This window comes from Gottfriedia acidiceleris (assembly GCF_023115465.1).
In the GTDB taxonomy this organism is placed as follows: domain Bacteria; phylum Bacillota; class Bacilli; order Bacillales; family Bacillaceae_G; genus Gottfriedia; species Gottfriedia acidiceleris_B.
In genome coordinates this window covers 3,549,364-3,566,692 of sequence record NZ_CP096034.1, presented here as the reverse complement: position 1 = coordinate 3,566,692, position 17,329 = coordinate 3,549,364, and the positions used below count along the sequence as shown (strand labels likewise).

Sequence of the window (17,329 nt, the reverse complement as noted above, 5' to 3'; positions counted from 1 at the left end):
TAATGACAAAGAAGAATTATAATTTTAAGTTGAAAAAATCTTCTAGAAAAATCGCGATTCCATCATCTTGATTAGATAATGTTGTGTGGTTTGCAATATTCTTTAATTGAAGAATTGCGTTATCCATAGCAACACCATGACCAGCATATTCAATCATTTCCAAATCATTGTCCTCATCCCCAAAAGCTATAATGTTTTTTCGAGGAATATTATAGAAAGATGCTACTTTTTGTAGACCTATTGCCTTATTCATACCTGCTTTAACAATTTCGATTATATGATGAGGTGCTGCCCAGCGACGGTGATCAATTACTTCAGCGTGGACATTTGATAGGTGCTCACGAATATTTGCAACATGAGACTCTTCACTATCGATTAAAAGACATGTTGGCGCTTGAGTAAGATTTATCACTAAATCTCCGTGGATTATATCTTCTTTTAAATAGTGGAAAAGTGGGAGAATCTCCTCTTCGTGTTTATCTGCGTATACATCATCCATTACTTCAGCATACATATTTTTTAATTCATACTCTCTACAAGAACTAATTACCTCTTTTGCAACTTCTAAAGGTAATGATTCGTGATAAACTCCCCATGAATCATCTAGAGGGTGATGAACATAAGCACCATTAAAGTTTACAATGGGAGTTGTAAGTTTTAATTGGTCATAATACATTTTACTAGCTCTAAAAGGTCTACCGGTTGAAATGCATACTTCGTGACCCTGATTCTTTAACTGTTGGATCACTTTTAAAGTACGTTCGGATATTGTTTTTTCATCCGTTAATAAGGTGCCGTCTAAATCTAGAGCAATTAAGTGTTTTGTTTTCATATTCATCACCTTTTATTTTTTAATGTTAATCTTTTTAAGAAAAAATATTATTGGATAAAAAGCCAATAATTACTAATAATACCATCTTTTTAAAAGAAATAACTTTCTTTTTAGAGGAACAATAAGAATCTAAAAAGAAGGAGGAATGGATTATGGGTCAAGCACATCAATTTCGACCAGGCGACAAAGCACCAAATAATGGGGTATACGTGGAAATCGGTGAAACAGGAAGTAACGTAACTCGCCCAAAACAAATTAAACTTCAGGCTGGAGAGGTTTTTCCAGATACACAAAACCATAATAGAAAATGGACATATAAATCCAAATTTAAATAATTGTGGATCTTAGAAAAGTAACCAACATTAGAACTTAAAAGGGGTATAAAAAAAGCGCTTTCGATTAATTGATCGAGGGCGCTCTTTTATGCGTTTACAATATACAAAATATTGAATGTAATTATCAAAATTTTAGTATTTTATAAATTATCTAAATCTATAATTGATGACATATGTATATACCAAGTTGAACGTTTTTGGGTTCTACAACATATGTTATATATAGATTTTAGTGGTGTTTTGCAACAGGTTCGTTAGGAATTATTGCTTCGCTAAGAACTGAAATAGCTAAAGATAATACTACAGCCATAACTGAAGCAGTTGTGAAGTTATACTCTCCGCCAGTCATTGAACTTAAAACGTAAGCTCCCATTTGGCATAAAACAAAGCTCCAGAACAATGTCATAATAAAACGCACTCTAATCACTCCTATCTAGTTAGTTCTTATCATATTATATACCTAGAAATTTGATAATTGAAGTTATAATTAAAAAGTTTTAATTAAAAAAAGTAACTTAAGAATATTTTTATCTATTTTATAATTCCCCAAAAATACTACATTAATAATAAGGTGATAGGAATGCCTGTAACTGAGAGGTTTTTTAAACAAGAGGATCAATATGCAGTTATTCATCTACCTATTAGACCGAATGGTTTCGGAGTACTCTATGTCGGTGGGAATACTCATTACGTAGATAATGCACATAGTTGCTTATTGCAACATTTTGATAAAAGAAAGCTATTATCAACTTTAACAGATGAAGGATACACAGTATTCACTTCAAACTTGTATGGGAAAAATTGGGGTTCTGATGACGCTGTCGATTTAGCAGAAAGCTTATATCATTCTGTTATGAGAAAAGAAATTTTGAATCCATCAATTCATATAATTGGGGAAGGTACTGGTGCATTAGTCGTTTGTAAATTACTTGGCCTCTTAAAGGGAAAAGTCAGAAGTATTTCATTATTAAATCCTTCATTAAATTTAAAAAATGAATTAGATTTAGAAAGAGAAAATAAATTGTTCTATAAAAGAACTGTTCATGAAATTTTGAAAGCATATAAAGCATCGGATATATATATGGTTATAGATAGAGAATGTTTTTTTTATGAAACAATCTCACCAATTAAAATTTACACTACAACAAGAAATCATTATAAATGGAAAAGTGATATTAGACTTTTAGAAGAAGAGCGACATAAAAATAATCTACCGATTTCGCTTTTGATTTCATTAGAAGAGAAAAAATATGACTGTGGAAAAAACTTAATAAGGTTTTTAAAAAAATATCAGGATGTTTTATAGTCTCTATATTTTTTTTGAATAAATTTCCTAAATGAAGGAGGTTAATAATGAAAAAGTGTGCTGTTATTGGATCCAGTGGATTTATAGGATATGAGTTGGTTTGCCAACTAATGGAATATAATGATGTTTCAGCCGTTGTGATGGAAAAAGGAAATGAAAGTGATTTAATAAGTGAAGAAAAAATCTTTTCAATCGGAAGAAATGCAAGGGTCGTCTTTTTAGATGAAGAGCAATTTTTTTTAGAGAATGAGGAATATGATACTATCTTTATTTGTCATTTTTATGACGAACTAAAGTTAAAAGGCTCAATTAATAGTATAGAGTTTACAGAAAAATTATTTAACAAAATCATTGGCAAAAGTAAGGACATTATCTTTTTATTGTCTACAAAAAAAGAATTAGCAGATTTAGAAAGAACTGTTAATGAATTGAGTAAAAATATAGATTGCAATATTACTTATATTGAAATTCCATCATTATATGGACCTTGGGAGCCATCCGCAGGCTTAGTACATGAATTGATTGTTCAAGAGCTAGGACAGAGGAAAGTTTCCATAAAAAATGTATACGGTTCTAATGAAATTTTATTTGTAGAAGATGTAGGTAAAGCAATTCGAATCATTTCTGAGAAAGAATTAAAAGAACATAAATATATCATTACAGCTAAACAATGTATGTACTTACCAGAGGACGGAAATTTCACCGGATTACAAAATATGATCGACGGAATAAAGTTTGCTCAAATGAGAAACTATATAGATGCAACTCCTTTTGTTATTATTAATACAACTTCATTTGAGGACGGTATACAAAAACAAAAACAGCAAATTCAACAGCATTTTCATCTTTACTAATGATCTATTCCTCATTTAAGCTTCATGAGTAATTAAAAAGGCGCCAAGTAGAAAATATATCTTTTAGAATTATATATTAATATAGGTTTTAACCGTAATCTTTTTTGATGTATAAGTTGATTAGAAAGAAAGGGATGCTCGACTCCTGCAGGAAGTTTGAGACCTCACAGGAAAGTACGTGACGAGGAGGCTTAGGTCTCGCCTCAGAAAGCAAGCATCCTGTAACAGAAATCAACCTTACGTGGGCTCCTTTACGAGAAAACATAGGTAAAAATTGAAAGATTGTTTTTCATAAGCGTAAAGGAAATGGTTCATTTTGAACTATTTCCTTTTTTGTAGTAGAATACTATTCGTTTATAATTTCGCATTGGCTTTGAGGTTTGTCAATTTGGGTGGTATTCTTTTTAAGAAGTGATTCTTCTTTTTTACATAGCCTAAATTTTAAAAGATAAAAATGTAGACAAAGTACATATTATTTCATAAAATTAGTACCAGGTAATAATAAGAAGACATAAAAATAATAAAGTAAGGCGGGGATATTAATGAATGCTGGAATTTTAGGTATTGGCTCATACGTACCCGAAAAAAAGTTAACTAATTATGATTTAGAACAAATGATGGATACTTCAGATGAGTGGATTGTTAGTCGTACTGGTATTAAAGAAAGAAGAATTGCTAGCGACGAACAAGACACATCTGATTTAGCATATGAAGCTGCAATAGAAGCTTTAAAAGATGCAGATGTAAAAGCGGAAGAACTTGACTTAATTCTAGTTGGTACTGTTACTCCAGATAAGTCGTTCCCATCAGTTGCATGTGTAATTCAAGAAAGACTTGGAGCTAAAAATGCAGCTGCAATGGATATTAGTGCTGCTTGTGCTGGATTTATCTACGGAGTTGTTACTGCAGCTCAGTTCGTAAAAACTGGTACATACAGTAGAGTTCTAGTAATCGGAGCTGAAAAGTTAACTAAAATTGTTAACTGGGAAGATCGAAATACTGCAGTTTTATTTGGTGACGGTGCAGGTGCTGCGGTTATCGGTCCAGTAAGTGAAGGTAGAGGAATTCTTTCTTATGAATTAGGAGCGGACGGTACAGGTGGTAAACATCTTTATAAAGGTGGAGATCACTTAGTTATGAATGGTCGAGAAGTGTTTAAATTTGCAGTTCGTCAAATGGGAGATTCTTGTGAAACTGTATTAAAGTTAGCAGGATTAACAAAAGAAGAAGTGGATTTCTTAATTCCACACCAAGCGAATACTCGTATAATGGACGCAGCAAGAGAAAGATTACAGCTTCCTAAAGAAAAAATGAGTGTAATTATTGATCGTCATGGTAATACATCTTCATCTTCAATTCCAATTGCATTAGTTGAAGAATATAAAAAAGGAAATGTTAAAGAAGATGATGTATTAGTATTAGTTGGATTTGGCGGCGGATTGACTTGGGGTGCAATTGCACTTCGATTCGGAAGATAATCTAATTGAAGGAGGATTTTTTGAAATGAAAAAACGAGTTGTAATTACAGGCTTAGGTGCAGTATCACCTATTGGTAATGATATAAATACTGTATGGGAAAGTTTAATGAATGGAAAGAGTGGAATTGGTGTTCTAACTCGAAAAAATCCTGATAATTTCCCTGTTAAAGTTGCAGGAGAAGTAAAAGACTTTGATCCTGAAAAATATATTGATAAAAAAGAAGTAAAACGCATGGACCGCTTTACTCACTATGCAATTGCAGCATCAAAAATGGCTTTAGAAGATGCAAACTTTACAATTGATGAAGAAATTGCTCCAAAAGTTGGTGTATGGATTGGTTCTGGTATCGGTGGTATGGAAACATATGAAGAACAGTTTAATACTTTCCAAACAAAAGGTGCACGTCGTGTAAGCCCATTCTTTATTCCGATGTTAATCCCTGATATGGCATCTGGACAAGTTTCGATCTTAACAGGTGCTAAAGGTCCAAATGGCTGTACAGTTACAGCTTGTGCTTCCGGTGCAAGTTCGATTGGTGATGCTTTCAAAATTATTCAACGTGGTGATGCAGTTGCAATGATTACAGGTGGTGCAGAAGCACCGATTACTGATATGGGACTTGCTGGTTTTTGTGCTGCAAGAGCTTTATCATTAAATCCAGATCCAGAAAAAGCTTGTCGTCCATTTGATAATGCTCGTGATGGCTTTATCATTGGTGAAGGGGCTGGAATCGTATTCCTTGAGGAATTAGAACACGCATTAGCTCGTGGAGCGAAGATTTATGCTGAAATTGTTGGATATGGAACAACTGGTGATGCACACCATATTACAGCACCAGCTCCAGGAGGAGAAGGTGGCGCACGTGCAATGAGAATGGCACTTGATGATGCTGGTTTATCTGTTGAAGACATTCATTACATTAATGCACATGGAACAAGTACTGAATTAAACGATAAATTTGAAACGATGGCAATTAAAGAAGTATTTGGTGAACATGCATACAATGTACCAATTAGTTCAACAAAATCTATGACTGGTCATATGCTAGGAGCAGCTGGTGGAATTGAAGCAATTATTACAGCATTAACAATCCATAATAAAGTAATTGCTCCAACGATTAATCACCAAGAAACTGATAGCGAATGTGATTTAGATTATGTACCGAATGTTGCTAGACCTTTTAATGTAAAAGCAGCAATTTCTAATTCATTAGGATTTGGTGGACATAATGTAACTTTAGCATTTAAAGAATTCACTAAATAAGTATAGATAATGTTTGGACATGAAAGCTTAGGTCTTTACCTAAGCTTTTTTTTATTAGAAATCCCAGTGTAAAAAAAAGTAACTTTCACTAGTTAATTATCATACTTTAATAGTAAATTGAGGTGGTGATTAACTTGGGATAATGCCAACTTATAAATGGGTTGATTTTATTGAAGATAAACAAATGGTAATGAAAAAACTTTTACCATATTTTCCGAAATATAATGAGGAGAGTTTATATAAATATCTTCTTTCCCACGGTTTATCGAGGCTGTCAACTTTGAGTAAAGATGATCTGAAACTACTAGATGAAAAAAGTATATGGAAAAGCCTTTCTGAAGAGTTTGAGAAGTTAAAAAGAGAACTTAATGGACCTGACCTACCTATATTTATTTTACCTTGTCATAGAACGGGAAATTTGTTTAAAAATACGACTTATCAAAGGGGGGGAATTGCACATAAAAATTGTATTTGTTTATTTTTGTCCCCTTTAGAAGGAATTTTACAACATAAAGCAGTATTATTACATGAGTATCATCATATTGTAAGATTGACAAAGTTATATAAAAACAAAAAGGTCACATTACTTGATGCAATGATTTTAGAAGGGTTAGCCGAAACTGCAGTTTTAGAAAAGTATGGAGAAGCAGTTCAGGCACCATGGACAAATCAGTATTCTTCCAAGCAATGTGAATTATATTATAATAAATTTTTAATAGATAAACTTGAGATAACAAGTAATGATGATAATTTTTCAAAATACTTGTATGGTGGGAATGGAATTCCAAAATTATTGGGTTACAGTGTTGGATATGACATTGTTAAAAGTTGTACAGAGCAGACAGAATGGTCAACTGATATCCTTTTACGAACGCCAAGTAAAAAGATTAAGGAAAATGCAATACATTATCTTTCGATTTGAATGCAAACGATTCCAGAGCATATCAGAGCTTAAATGATGTATTGCAGTATTAATGTATCAGAGAAGTTTTAATCTATGATATTTTAATGATTTATTGACTATTTTTCATTCAGTTTGTTAAACACTTTTTGTAATTCAGTGGAAAATGGAATAAATTAGTGAATCACTGACCATACTGAAAGTTACATACAGTTGTGAAGTGAGGGGTAGTAAATGTTGTATTTACATGATGTATGGGTCAATTGGTTTGAAGGTGAAGAAAATGGTTACAATGTCTGTCATTTTTTTGAATGGAGAAAAGATGATAGTGTTGAATTATTAGACCAAGTTCCAGTCATTAAAGTTACTCCAGAGTTATATCATTATATTGAAAATGAACTATTAGAGCTTCCTTCCGGTCTATTAACTGAAGTGTTCCAAAAGTCTTATGTAAGAAAGAATCATGAGCGTATTCAGCTAGATTATTGCTTTGTAGTAACTGACGGTAATGGTATTATTGCGGTTGACACAATTGGGTATAATATTCCAATTCGAAAAAGCCGTTTAATACCAAGGCAAGAACAAATGGTGTATGATATGACAGCCGAGATTGAAGAAAGTCACTATAATCTTCAAAATTCAGTAAATGATGAAACAAAAGAACATCATATACTATCGCCGTCGCCAATTATTATGAGCGGACTAACAAGAAAAGAAAGACAACTAAAGCAATTACTATTTATGGCGCTAGATCAACTCCATTCATCAAAAAATCCTTCGGAGATTCGATATTGGTACACCGAGTGGAATCCAAGATCGTATCAACAAATTCAGGATCTGTCATTTGAGGACATTTGGTCTCAATTATATGATGAAATTAAGAGTGGTTGGTCAGAGCGACATGAGCAATTATGTGGAAGAATCGTTAAAGGTCAACCTTTCTTTGAAAAACTATGGGAAATGGAACACGAACAAAAAGTAAACTAAAAGAGGTTATTTATAAGGGCCTCAAAATCAAAAAGACCTACAAGGGATAAAGTACCTTGTGGGTTTTTTTTATTGATTTCTTGTTTTTTATTCCTTTTCCGATAGTAAAGAAAAAGGAGTCTCTAAAGTACTTTGACTTTTAAGACACCCTTTACTATTTTAAATTTTACGTATAAGAGGATTATTTTTTTCTCTTGCGACCTAATCCCATAGCATTTTCCATTTTTTTAATCATTTTATTTGCAACGGTATTTGCTTTTGCAGCTCCTGCATCTAAAATATCATCTAATTCAGTCGAGGAAATAATTTCTTCATAGCGTTCTTGTAATGGACGTAAACCGTTTACTACTACATCTGCAACATCTTGTTTGAATTCTCCATAATTTTTACCAACGTATTTATTTTCCAATTCCTGAATTGTTTCACCAGTAAATGCCGAGTAAATGCTTAATAAATTCGAAATACCAGGCTTATTTTCTTTATCATACTTAACAATGCCTTCAGAGTCAGTTACAGCACTTTTAATTTTCTTTTCAATTACTTTAGGATCATCTAAAACAAAAATTGTAGCTTTTTGATTTTCATCGGATTTACTCATTTTTTTAGTTGGATCAGCTAAACTCATAATTCTAGCTGCGTCTTTACTAATTCTTACTTCAGGGATCGTAAAGATATCATTATATTTCTTATTAAAACGCTCTGCTAAGTCACGAGTAAGCTCTAAATGTTGCTTTTGGTCATCTCCAACTGGAACTAAGTGAGTACCGTATAAAAGTATATCCGCGGCCATTAAAGGTGGGTAAGTTAATAAAGCAGCAGATACACCATCTTTACCAGATGATTTATCTTTAAACTGTGTCATTCGCTCTAATTCACCGATATATGATATACATTGCATCATCCATCCTGCTTGAGCGTGCGCAGGTACTTCAGATTGAATAAAAATAGTTGATTTTTCTGGGTCTAGTCCAGCAGCAACATAGATTGCAGATAGACTTTGAATGTTTTTACGTAAAGCGAGTCTGTCTTGTGGTACTGTTATTGCATGTTGATCAACAATACAGAAATAACAGTTATAATCATTTTGTAATTCAATGAATTGTTTAACCGCACCTAAATAGTTACCTAAAGTAATACCTCCAGATGATGTTGGTTGAATTCCACTAAAAATAGTTTGCATCTTAAAATCCTCCTAAATAAAGCTAAATAAAATAAAAAAGCGGCGTAATCTCTCTATTACAATAGAGACGATTAAACCGCGGTACCACTCTAGTTATTCCAAATAAGGAATCACTCATGCATGAAATCATGCTCTCATCTATCGTTTGAGTTACGTCGAAGCCTACTTATACTATATGTTCGGTTCGAAGCTCAGAAGTCCATTCGACAGGGAGCATGACTTGTTTTCACCATCCACAAGCTCTCTTAACATGCTAAATCTGTGTACTACTCTTCTTCATAGCTTATATATACTTTCTATAGATAATATCTTAATTATATTCAACTTTCAAGATGTTGATACATCATTTAGTAAATAATGATAAAACTGAATAAAAAAGAAAGAATAACTAAAGTAATTGAAGCCATCAGTAATGGTTTTGTAATTGAAAATCTATATCTTCTGTAGATTATATCCTTTTTAACAGTAAGTGATTCATCACCTGTCATTTCTGCCATCTGTTGGTCTCTCGTTCCGAATACTTTACGCATTCCAAAGCGAGTAATATTAAAAAATCCACTTTGAACGATTAATAAAAAACCACCAATAACAAATAATGTTAGTCCAATATAGAATACTGTGTTCGTGAAATGAAGGAAAAAGTTTAGTGTTCCTTGGGTAAGTGAAAAGATTGCTGCCAGTACTATCGCAGATAATACGACAATAATATAGTGTTTCGACATTTAATTTGTGATCCTCCTGTTGGAAAGAATTATATATTGTAGACTTAATAATGCTATACTATAATAATAATGTAAACAGTTTCAACTAAACGTTACAAAATATTTTTAAATTGTTAGCATTTTTAAGATAATTCTCTTTATTTTAACAAATTATTTAATTTTATTTGTCAAAATTGTTGTAAAACTCTCATAAAAATGTATAATAAAATTTGTAGAAAAAAATCGATACTTATCGAAAATTCTACTATAAAAATTCAGAATTGTATATTAACTTTCTGTATTTTAACCTTTTGTACTAGCATCTTAGGGGGTATACATCATGGATTGCGAGATATGTCACGATAAATAAATTTGCTATACTGAAATTGCAATATGAATTTTTGAATAAGCATTCATTTTTTTACCAAATTTATGAATAAATATCTATATAAGTTATTTTTTATAAGGATCCCAGCTTAATTTATCAGGGAGAAATTGTAAGGAATAATCTGTTTAGAATAATAATTTAGAATTTTCCAGTAAAAAAATATTGACCAAAAGCGTCATTGCGAATACGCTTACATTGTTGGGAAAAAAGCTTAAGCAAAAATTTACACCATTTTACATCAAATGAAAAAAAAGGATTAAATGATTAATCCTATGTTTGAGAATAATATGGACAAGAAGTTAAATCGATCGACAAAATTACAGAATTATAATTGGTACTAAAGAGTATGTGGAATAGATCCAAATAGGTGAAAGGTCCAAATGCTCTCATTTTTACAAAAAAATTATCAAAAAATAAAAAAAATAAAATATTTTTTAAATTAATAGGGGGGTGCAGTTGTGGGACGTTACGTGCTACAGAGATTTATTTACATGTTTGTCACACTATTTTTGATTTGTACAGTTACATTTTTCTTAATGAAGTTGTTACCAGGTTCTCCATTAAAAAACCCAGAGAAATTAACACCTGAACAAAAACAAATTATTTTTGCTAAATATGGGTTAGACAAGCCAGTTCCTGTGCAATATGCAAATTACATGAAAAATCTTGCTAAAGGTGATTTAGGAGATTCATATAAATACGATAACCGTAAAGTAACTGATATGATCTCAACTCGTATTGGTCCATCAGCTCAATTAGGTGCTCAAGCACTATTATTAGGAACATTTATCGGATTAATCTTCGGTATCGTAGCAGCACTAAAGAATAATACAATATTTGACTATGGTTCTACTGTTCTAGCAGTTCTAGGAATTTCCATCCCGTCATTCGTATTCGGGGCAATCTTACAGTACTACTTAGCAGTAAAATTACATTTATTCCCGGTAGCATATTGGGAAAGCTTTAAATACACAATTCTACCGACAATTGCATTGTCAGTATTCGTAACAGCAACTGTAGCTCGTTTCTCAAGAACAGAGTTAATCGAAGTTATGAACTCAGAGTATATCGTAACAGCAAAAGCAAAAGGGATCTCTCAAGTAGGCGTAATCATTAAACATGCACTACGAAATGCATTAATCCCAGTAGTTACAATTTTAGGTCCAATGGCTGTAAACTTAATGACTGGTACATTAGTTATTGAAAATATGTTTGCTGTACCTGGACTAGGTTCTCAATTCGTTAACTCAATTGTAACAAATGACTACTCAGTAATTATGGGCACAACAATTTTCTATAGTGCATTATTACTAATCGTAATCTTCTTTGTAGATATTTTATACGGTGTAATTGATCCACGTATCCGTTTAGCAGGAGGTAAATAAATAATGAACAACAACACAGCTCAAAAAATTTCATCTGATTTATTCCAACCTGCAAACGTAGATTTGAATAATGCAGATAAAATTTCAAGACCTTCGGATTCTTTTTGGAAAGATGCAAGAAGACGTTTCAGAAAAAATAAAGGTGCAATGTTAGGATTTATTATCCTTGGTATCTTATTATTCTTTACATTGTTTGGTCCAATGATGAGTGGACACTCATATAAAGACCAAGACTTAAAAAGATCAAAATTACCACCTAAAATTGGTGTATTAGAAAATGTAAAATTCTTACCATTTGACGGATATGATCAATATGGAAACGATGTATATAAAAACAAAAATATTAAAGAAAACTATTGGTTTGGTACGGACGATTTAGGTCGTGACCTTTTCACAAGAACATGGGCTGGTGCTCGAGTTTCAATCTTAATCGGTTTATTAGCAGCAGTAATTGATATGGTAATTGGTGTAGCTTTCGGTGGTATTTCAGGATTCTTTGGTGGCCGAACAGATAATATCATGCAGCGTATTGCGGAAGTCCTAATGGGTGTACCATATCTAATCGTTGTAATCTTATTCATCTTAGTATTTAAAAACCCAGGTATTCTTTCAATCGCTTTAGCGATGGTAATTACTGGTTGGGTAGGTATGTCCCGTATCGTACGTGGTCAAATGCTAAAATTAAAAAATCAAGAATTCGTATTAGCATCAAGAACTTTAGGTGCAACAAATACTCAATTAATTGCAAAACACTTAATTCCAAATATTATGGGTCCAATCATCGTAATGATGATGTTCACGATTCCAAGTGCAATTTTCTCTGAAGCGTTCTTAAGCTTCATCGGTTTAGGTATTGCACCACCAAAAGCATCATTAGGTTCGTTAGTAAGTGATGGCTTCAAATCATTACAAACTTTCCCTCATATGATGATTATTCCAGCGGTTGTGATCAGTTTATTAATTTTAAGTTTCAACTTAATTGCTGACGGATTACGCGATGCTTTAGATCCAAAAATGAGTAAGTAATTTTGAAGGGAGAATGAACTATGAGTAAATTATTAGAAGTAAAAGATCTGTGTGTCTCCTTTTATACTCATGCTGGTGAAGTTCAAGCAGTACGCGGAGTTTCATTTGATCTTAAAAAAGGTGAGACATTAGCAATTGTAGGTGAATCTGGTTCAGGTAAATCAGTAACATCTAAAGCATTAATGGGGTTAATTCCAAACCCTCCAGGTAAAATTAAGAGCGGTGAAATCTTATTCGATGGAAAAGATTTAGCTAAATTATCAGAAAAAGAAATGCAAAATATTCGTGGAAAAGAAATCTCAATGATTTTCCAAGATCCTATGACTTCTTTAAATCCAGTATTAACGATTGGATATCAAATAACAGAAGGTCTAATTAAGCATCAAAAAATGAGTAAAACTGAGGCAAAGAAAATTGCTTTAGAATTAATAAATCTTGTTGGAATTCCAAATGGTGAAGCTCGATATAAACAATATCCACACCAGTTCTCAGGCGGTATGAGACAACGTGTTGTTATTGCAATGGCGTTAGCATGTAATCCAAAATTATTAATCGCCGATGAGCCAACAACAGCTCTTGACGTTACAATTCAAGCTCAGATTCTTGAGTTAATGAAAGAAATTCAAAGAAAAACTGATTCAGCAATTATCTTTATTACACATGATTTAGGTGTAGTTGCGAATGTTGCAGATAAAGTTGCAGTTATGTATGCAGGTAGAGTAGTTGAAATGGGAACTGTGGACGATATTTTCTACAATCCAAAACATCCTTACACTTGGGGACTTTTAGCTTCAATGCCTGACTTAGATAATGAACAAGGAGCAGAATTAGTAGCAATTCCTGGTACACCACCGGATCTATTAAATCCTCCAAAAGGTGATGCGTTTGCACCACGTAATCCAAATGCTTTAAAAATTGACTATGAAATGGAACCTCCTATGTTTAAAGTGTCTGACACACACTACGCTGCAACATGGCTATTACATGAGGATGCTCCAAAAGTTGAACCACCTGAAGCCGTTAAGAAGCGTATTCAACGAATGAAGGAAGGTGAAGTAAATGTCAAGTAAAGCAGAAAAATTAGTAGAAGTTAAAAATTTAAAACAATACTTTAATACAGGTAAAACAACAGTTAAAGCAATCGATGATGTTACATTTGACATCTTCCGTGGAGAAACTTTCGGTTTAGTAGGTGAATCAGGTTCTGGTAAATCTACAACTGGACGTTCAATCATTCGATTATATGATGCGACTGATGGACAAGTAATTTTCGATGGTGAAGATGTACATGGTAAGAAAAGTCGTAAAGAACTAAAGAAGTTTAACCGTCGTATGCAAATGATTTTCCAAGATCCATACGCTTCATTAAACCCGCGTATGAAAGTTGCAGATATCATTGCAGAAGGTATTGATATCCATGGATTAGCTCGTAACAAAGAAGAGCGAATGAAAATGGTTTATGACTTACTTGAAACAGTAGGGTTAAATAAAGAACACGCTAACCGTTTCCCACATGAATTCTCAGGTGGACAACGTCAACGTATCGGTATTGCAAGAGCACTTGCTGTACAACCAGAATTTATTATCGCCGATGAGCCAATCTCAGCTCTTGACGTTTCAATTCAAGCTCAGGTTGTAAACTTAATGAGAAAGCTTCAAAAGGAAAAAGGTTTAACATATCTATTTATCGCCCATGACTTATCAATGGTTAAGTACATTAGTGACCGTATCGGTGTAATGTACCACGGTAAAATTGTTGAGCTTGCAGATAGTAATGAATTATATGATTACCCAATGCATCCATACACAAAATCATTATTATCAGCAATTCCGCTTCCAGATCCTGATTATGAGCGCAATCGTAAACGTATCGTTTATGATCCAAAACAACACGATTATTCAAACGAACAACCAAAATTACGTGAAGTTCGTCCTGGACATTTCGTACTTTGCTCTGAAGCAGAATTTAAAAATTATCAACAAATGTATAAATAATAAATCAATCCTAGTGAGTTTATCGCTAGGATTTTTTTTCGATAATGTAGATATGTAGGGTTCATGAGTAAGTAGAAAGGCAAAAAGCTGGAATATGGTTACTCTCTGAGGTGTTCATGAGGAAGTAAAAAAGCAAAAAGATGGTATTAGGTTCCTCATGAGAGTTCTATGAGTAAGCTCGAAAAAAGTACAAGGGAAAGTAAAAAAAGAAGAAGCCGAACTTTTCTTACCCATTTTGGATTCATACAAGTTAAGGGAAAATTAAGGTAGAGGTTTTATGATAAAAAGTGTAGATAAGGCTAGGTGTCATAATGGTAGGACAAGCTTAAAAGAACATTAATCCAGTGTCTACAATGATAACAAATTTTTAAAACTCAAAGCCCCTGAATTTAATATTTCAAAGTACTGTACAGTAGGAGGAACTAGTGACCATAATCAATTCTACAATCGTTATACACTAAACCTAATCAAGGCAAAAAAAGAAAGGGCATTTGCCCTTTTTTAAATCGTAATTTTCTTAAATACGGTTGTTAATAAGTTTTTTTACGGAACTTGCCTTGGCCACCAACTTGTTTGAAGTTTGCAGACATTCTGTCAGACATATCAACAAATTGACTTTTTTTACTTCTACCAAATATTTTTTCGCCAATCGCGTTTGTAAACACACCATTAAGTGCAGTAATTCCAATTACTAACACTGCAACAATCAATAAATCAGTTATGTAAGCTGCCATAAGATTAGCCTCCTAGAAATGTAAGCGTTACTATTATTGTATTAAAAATATGGTGAAATAGAAAGAATAAATAAGCTTTTTTGAATAATTATTTTGGGGTTTTTATAAATCAATCTGGTTTTTTTGTATTGCACTTTTAGGGCTAAAGTTGTGTGAAACGAAAGGAGTACTTGACTACTTTGGGGAAAAGTCAGGTTTATAGTGTGAAAAGTGCTCTTCATATACGAAAAATGTATCAAAGAAATTAGCCTATATTTTACTTATAAATTTACTGAAAATTGTACACCTTTTGTATAGGTTTTTTAAAATTTTTTTACAAATTTGTATATATTTATTTTGCACAATACTGTATAATGTGAACATATGGTGGTAGATTAAACTAATTATAATTAACCAATTCTTATAAATTAATACACATAACTATATTACTTTTATTTAAAAGAGTAGTTAGGGGGAGAGCAAAATGGTAATTTTGTATAATTCACCAAGTTGTACGTCTTGTCGAAAAGCAAAAATGTGGCTAGAAGATAATAATATTCCTTATAAAGAAAGAAATATTTTTTCAGAACCATTATCAATTAATGAGATTAAACAAATTTTACGTATGACTGAAAGTGGTACTGATGAAATTATATCAACAAGATCAAAAATTTTCCAAGAATTAAATGTAGACTTAGAAAGTCTTCCTTTACAAGACTTATATGAAATCATCCAGAAATATCCTGGTTTACTTAGAAGACCGATTATTATTGATGAGAAACGTTTACAAGTTGGTTATAATGAAGATGAAATTAGAAGATTTTTACCACGTTCAGTTCGCACATATCAATTACGTGAAGCGCAACGTTTAGTTAATGAGTAAATCTACGTTTTGAATTGTGAAAAAAAATACAATTCTTGATTAAGATTCTCAATCATATTGAACAAATACTTATTCATATTATATAAAAAGCTGTAAAAAGTTAAATGCATACTTTTTACAGCTTTTTTTTAAACAATTAGGATGTTCGCTTACGGTATCGAATATGATTAAAATAATAACCTATAACAATGGTGAAGATCATACAAGATGAACCGACAATTAATTCCATATCGTTCCGCCCGTTTATATATTGACTGATAAATGGCTCGTCTATTAACATTTTGCTAGCTGTTATTGAAAGAACAGAAGCCCCTACAAAACTCAATATAGGATATCTTTCTAAAAACCATAAAACGATTTTACTTCCCCAAATAATAATTGGAATTGAGATGGAAAGACCTAAAATGACTAATGAAGGCTTTCCGTTTGATGCCCCAGCTATTGCTAATACGTTATCAATCCCCATAACTAAATCAGCAAACACAATTGTACGAATTGCGTGGAAAACTGTGTAGTTCTCCTTTATCGAAGGGTTGTCATCCTCCTGAATAATTAATTTGCAAGCTATGTACAAAAGTAATATTCCGCCAATTAAATGCAAGAATGGGACTTTAAGGACGTAAATTGCACATATTGTTAGGATAATGCGTAAAACAATTGCGGTAATACTACCGAAAATTATCGCTATGTTACGTTGCTTATATGGTAATTTTCTGCATGCTAATGCAATGACAATAGCATTATCTCCACCTAAAACAATGTCTATAATTACAATCATTAAAAAGGACCATATATAATGAAGATCTATCATGAATTCACCTCTCTTATTAAAAGCTTTAAATGATTGTCCTATTATTAATAGGTATATGATGATTTTTAAAAAATAGGTGAATTTTATTTCCAAAATTTTATATAGTATCATAAAATATAATTGTAGTTACTATTCGCATTTAATAAATTTTCATGGTAAGATAGATAAAAATTTACTAATTATAGCTAAATTTTTTTAGAGTATTTTTCTAATTTACTATTTCAGAATTTTATATTTAACATAAATTTCTTTTACTTTATTTATTCTATTTCGTCTAACGCAATTACTTG

Annotated in this window: 18 protein-coding genes and 1 other annotated feature; of the genes, 12 read left to right on the top strand and 6 right to left on the bottom strand. The window is 32.2% G+C overall.

The window, feature by feature from the left end; genetic code table 11:
- Nucleotides 1–16 precede the first annotated feature (16 nt).
- Entirely contained in the window at nt 17–832 is an 816-nt protein-coding gene (locus MY490_RS16875) for a Cof-type HAD-IIB family hydrolase (protein ID WP_248266716.1), read from the bottom strand.
- A 152-nt stretch (nt 833–984) separates the two neighbouring features.
- Between MY490_RS16875 and MY490_RS16870 the strand changes: the two genes are divergently transcribed.
- Nucleotides 985–1,167 (top strand): YjzC family protein, encoded by a 183-nt coding sequence (locus tag MY490_RS16870; protein WP_056473610.1) that lies wholly within the window; start codon nt 985–987, stop codon nt 1,165–1,167.
- A 229-nt stretch (nt 1,168–1,396) separates the two neighbouring features.
- Here MY490_RS16870 and MY490_RS16865 read toward each other — a convergent pair whose 3' ends face one another.
- Entirely contained in the window at nt 1,397–1,585 is a 189-nt protein-coding gene (locus tag MY490_RS16865) for a YjzD family protein (protein WP_069032973.1), read from the bottom strand.
- 162 nt (nt 1,586–1,747) lie between these two features.
- Between MY490_RS16865 and MY490_RS16860 the strand changes: the two genes are divergently transcribed.
- The 6 genes from MY490_RS16860 to MY490_RS16835 all read left to right on the top strand — a co-directional run bounded on the left by MY490_RS16860 (nt 1,748) and on the right by MY490_RS16835 (nt 7,957).
- The gene (locus MY490_RS16860; RefSeq protein WP_248266715.1) at nt 1,748–2,473 is read left to right on the top strand and encodes an alpha/beta hydrolase; all 726 of its coding nucleotides are present in this window, start codon (nt 1,748–1,750) and stop codon (nt 2,471–2,473) included.
- 47 nt (nt 2,474–2,520) lie between these two features.
- Nucleotides 2,521–3,327, top strand: a complete 807-nt coding sequence (locus MY490_RS16855) for a hypothetical protein (protein ID WP_248266714.1) — start codon at nt 2,521–2,523, stop codon at nt 3,325–3,327.
- A gap of 542 nt (nt 3,328–3,869) precedes the next feature.
- Nucleotides 3,870–4,805 (top strand): beta-ketoacyl-ACP synthase III, encoded by a 936-nt coding sequence (locus tag MY490_RS16850; RefSeq protein ID WP_248266713.1) that lies wholly within the window; start codon nt 3,870–3,872, stop codon nt 4,803–4,805.
- A 25-nt stretch (nt 4,806–4,830) separates the two neighbouring features.
- Nucleotides 4,831–6,069 carry a beta-ketoacyl-ACP synthase II gene (gene fabF, locus MY490_RS16845; protein WP_248266712.1) on the top strand — a complete coding sequence of 413 codons (1,239 nt, stop codon included), beginning with the start codon at nt 4,831–4,833 and terminating at the stop codon, nt 6,067–6,069.
- A gap of 142 nt (nt 6,070–6,211) precedes the next feature.
- Complete coding sequence (locus tag MY490_RS16840) at nt 6,212–6,991, top strand: DUF2268 domain-containing putative Zn-dependent protease (RefSeq protein ID WP_248266711.1); 780 nt, start codon at nt 6,212–6,214, stop codon at nt 6,989–6,991.
- 213 nt (nt 6,992–7,204) lie between these two features.
- Complete coding sequence (locus tag MY490_RS16835) at nt 7,205–7,957, top strand: YjbA family protein (protein WP_248266710.1); 753 nt, start codon at nt 7,205–7,207, stop codon at nt 7,955–7,957.
- A 181-nt stretch (nt 7,958–8,138) separates the two neighbouring features.
- On the opposite strand, the gene trpS is transcribed toward MY490_RS16835, so the two are convergent.
- Both trpS and MY490_RS16825 read right to left on the bottom strand, forming a co-directional pair.
- Entirely contained in the window at nt 8,139–9,137 is a 999-nt protein-coding gene (gene trpS, locus MY490_RS16830; RefSeq protein WP_248266709.1) for a tryptophan--tRNA ligase, read from the bottom strand.
- 60 nt (nt 9,138–9,197) lie between these two features.
- Nucleotides 9,198–9,426 (bottom strand) — a binding site (T-box leader).
- A 58-nt stretch (nt 9,427–9,484) separates the two neighbouring features.
- Complete coding sequence (locus MY490_RS16825) at nt 9,485–9,859, bottom strand: DUF3899 domain-containing protein (RefSeq protein ID WP_248266708.1); 375 nt, start codon at nt 9,857–9,859, stop codon at nt 9,485–9,487.
- A gap of 825 nt (nt 9,860–10,684) precedes the next feature.
- Between MY490_RS16825 and opp3b the strand changes: the two genes are divergently transcribed.
- From opp3b to MY490_RS16805, 4 genes are read left to right on the top strand one after another with little or no spacing between them, the layout of a single operon-like run.
- Nucleotides 10,685–11,611 carry an oligopeptide ABC transporter permease gene (gene opp3b / locus MY490_RS16820; RefSeq protein ID WP_248266707.1) on the top strand — a complete coding sequence of 309 codons (927 nt, stop codon included), beginning with the start codon at nt 10,685–10,687 and terminating at the stop codon, nt 11,609–11,611.
- Between the two features lie 3 nt (nt 11,612–11,614).
- A complete protein-coding gene (opp3C, locus tag MY490_RS16815; protein ID WP_248266706.1) occupies nt 11,615–12,637 on the top strand; it encodes an oligopeptide ABC transporter permease in 1,023 nt (340 codons plus the stop codon).
- A gap of 20 nt (nt 12,638–12,657) precedes the next feature.
- Nucleotides 12,658–13,707, top strand: a complete 1,050-nt coding sequence (locus MY490_RS16810) for an ABC transporter ATP-binding protein (protein WP_248266705.1) — start codon at nt 12,658–12,660, stop codon at nt 13,705–13,707.
- Nucleotides 13,697–14,632 (top strand): ABC transporter ATP-binding protein, encoded by a 936-nt coding sequence (locus MY490_RS16805; protein ID WP_248266704.1) that lies wholly within the window; start codon nt 13,697–13,699, stop codon nt 14,630–14,632. The genes MY490_RS16810 and MY490_RS16805 overlap by 11 nt, the downstream gene beginning before the upstream one ends.
- Before the next feature lie 530 nt (nt 14,633–15,162).
- Here MY490_RS16805 and MY490_RS16800 read toward each other — a convergent pair.
- Nucleotides 15,163–15,366, bottom strand: coding sequence for a hypothetical protein (locus MY490_RS16800; protein ID WP_069032985.1), 204 nt, complete (start codon nt 15,364–15,366; stop codon nt 15,163–15,165).
- A gap of 463 nt (nt 15,367–15,829) precedes the next feature.
- Between MY490_RS16800 and spxA the strand changes: the two genes are divergently transcribed.
- Nucleotides 15,830–16,228, top strand: coding sequence for a transcriptional regulator SpxA (gene spxA / locus MY490_RS16795; RefSeq protein WP_056473638.1), 399 nt, complete (start codon nt 15,830–15,832; stop codon nt 16,226–16,228).
- Nucleotides 16,229–16,364: 136 nt separating this feature from the next.
- Here spxA and MY490_RS16790 read toward each other — a convergent pair whose 3' ends face one another.
- Nucleotides 16,365–17,036: a TerC family protein gene (locus MY490_RS16790; RefSeq protein ID WP_348983800.1), complete on the bottom strand. Its 672-nt coding sequence runs from the start codon at nt 17,034–17,036 to the stop codon at nt 16,365–16,367.
- Nucleotides 17,037–17,329: the final 293 nt, after the last annotated feature.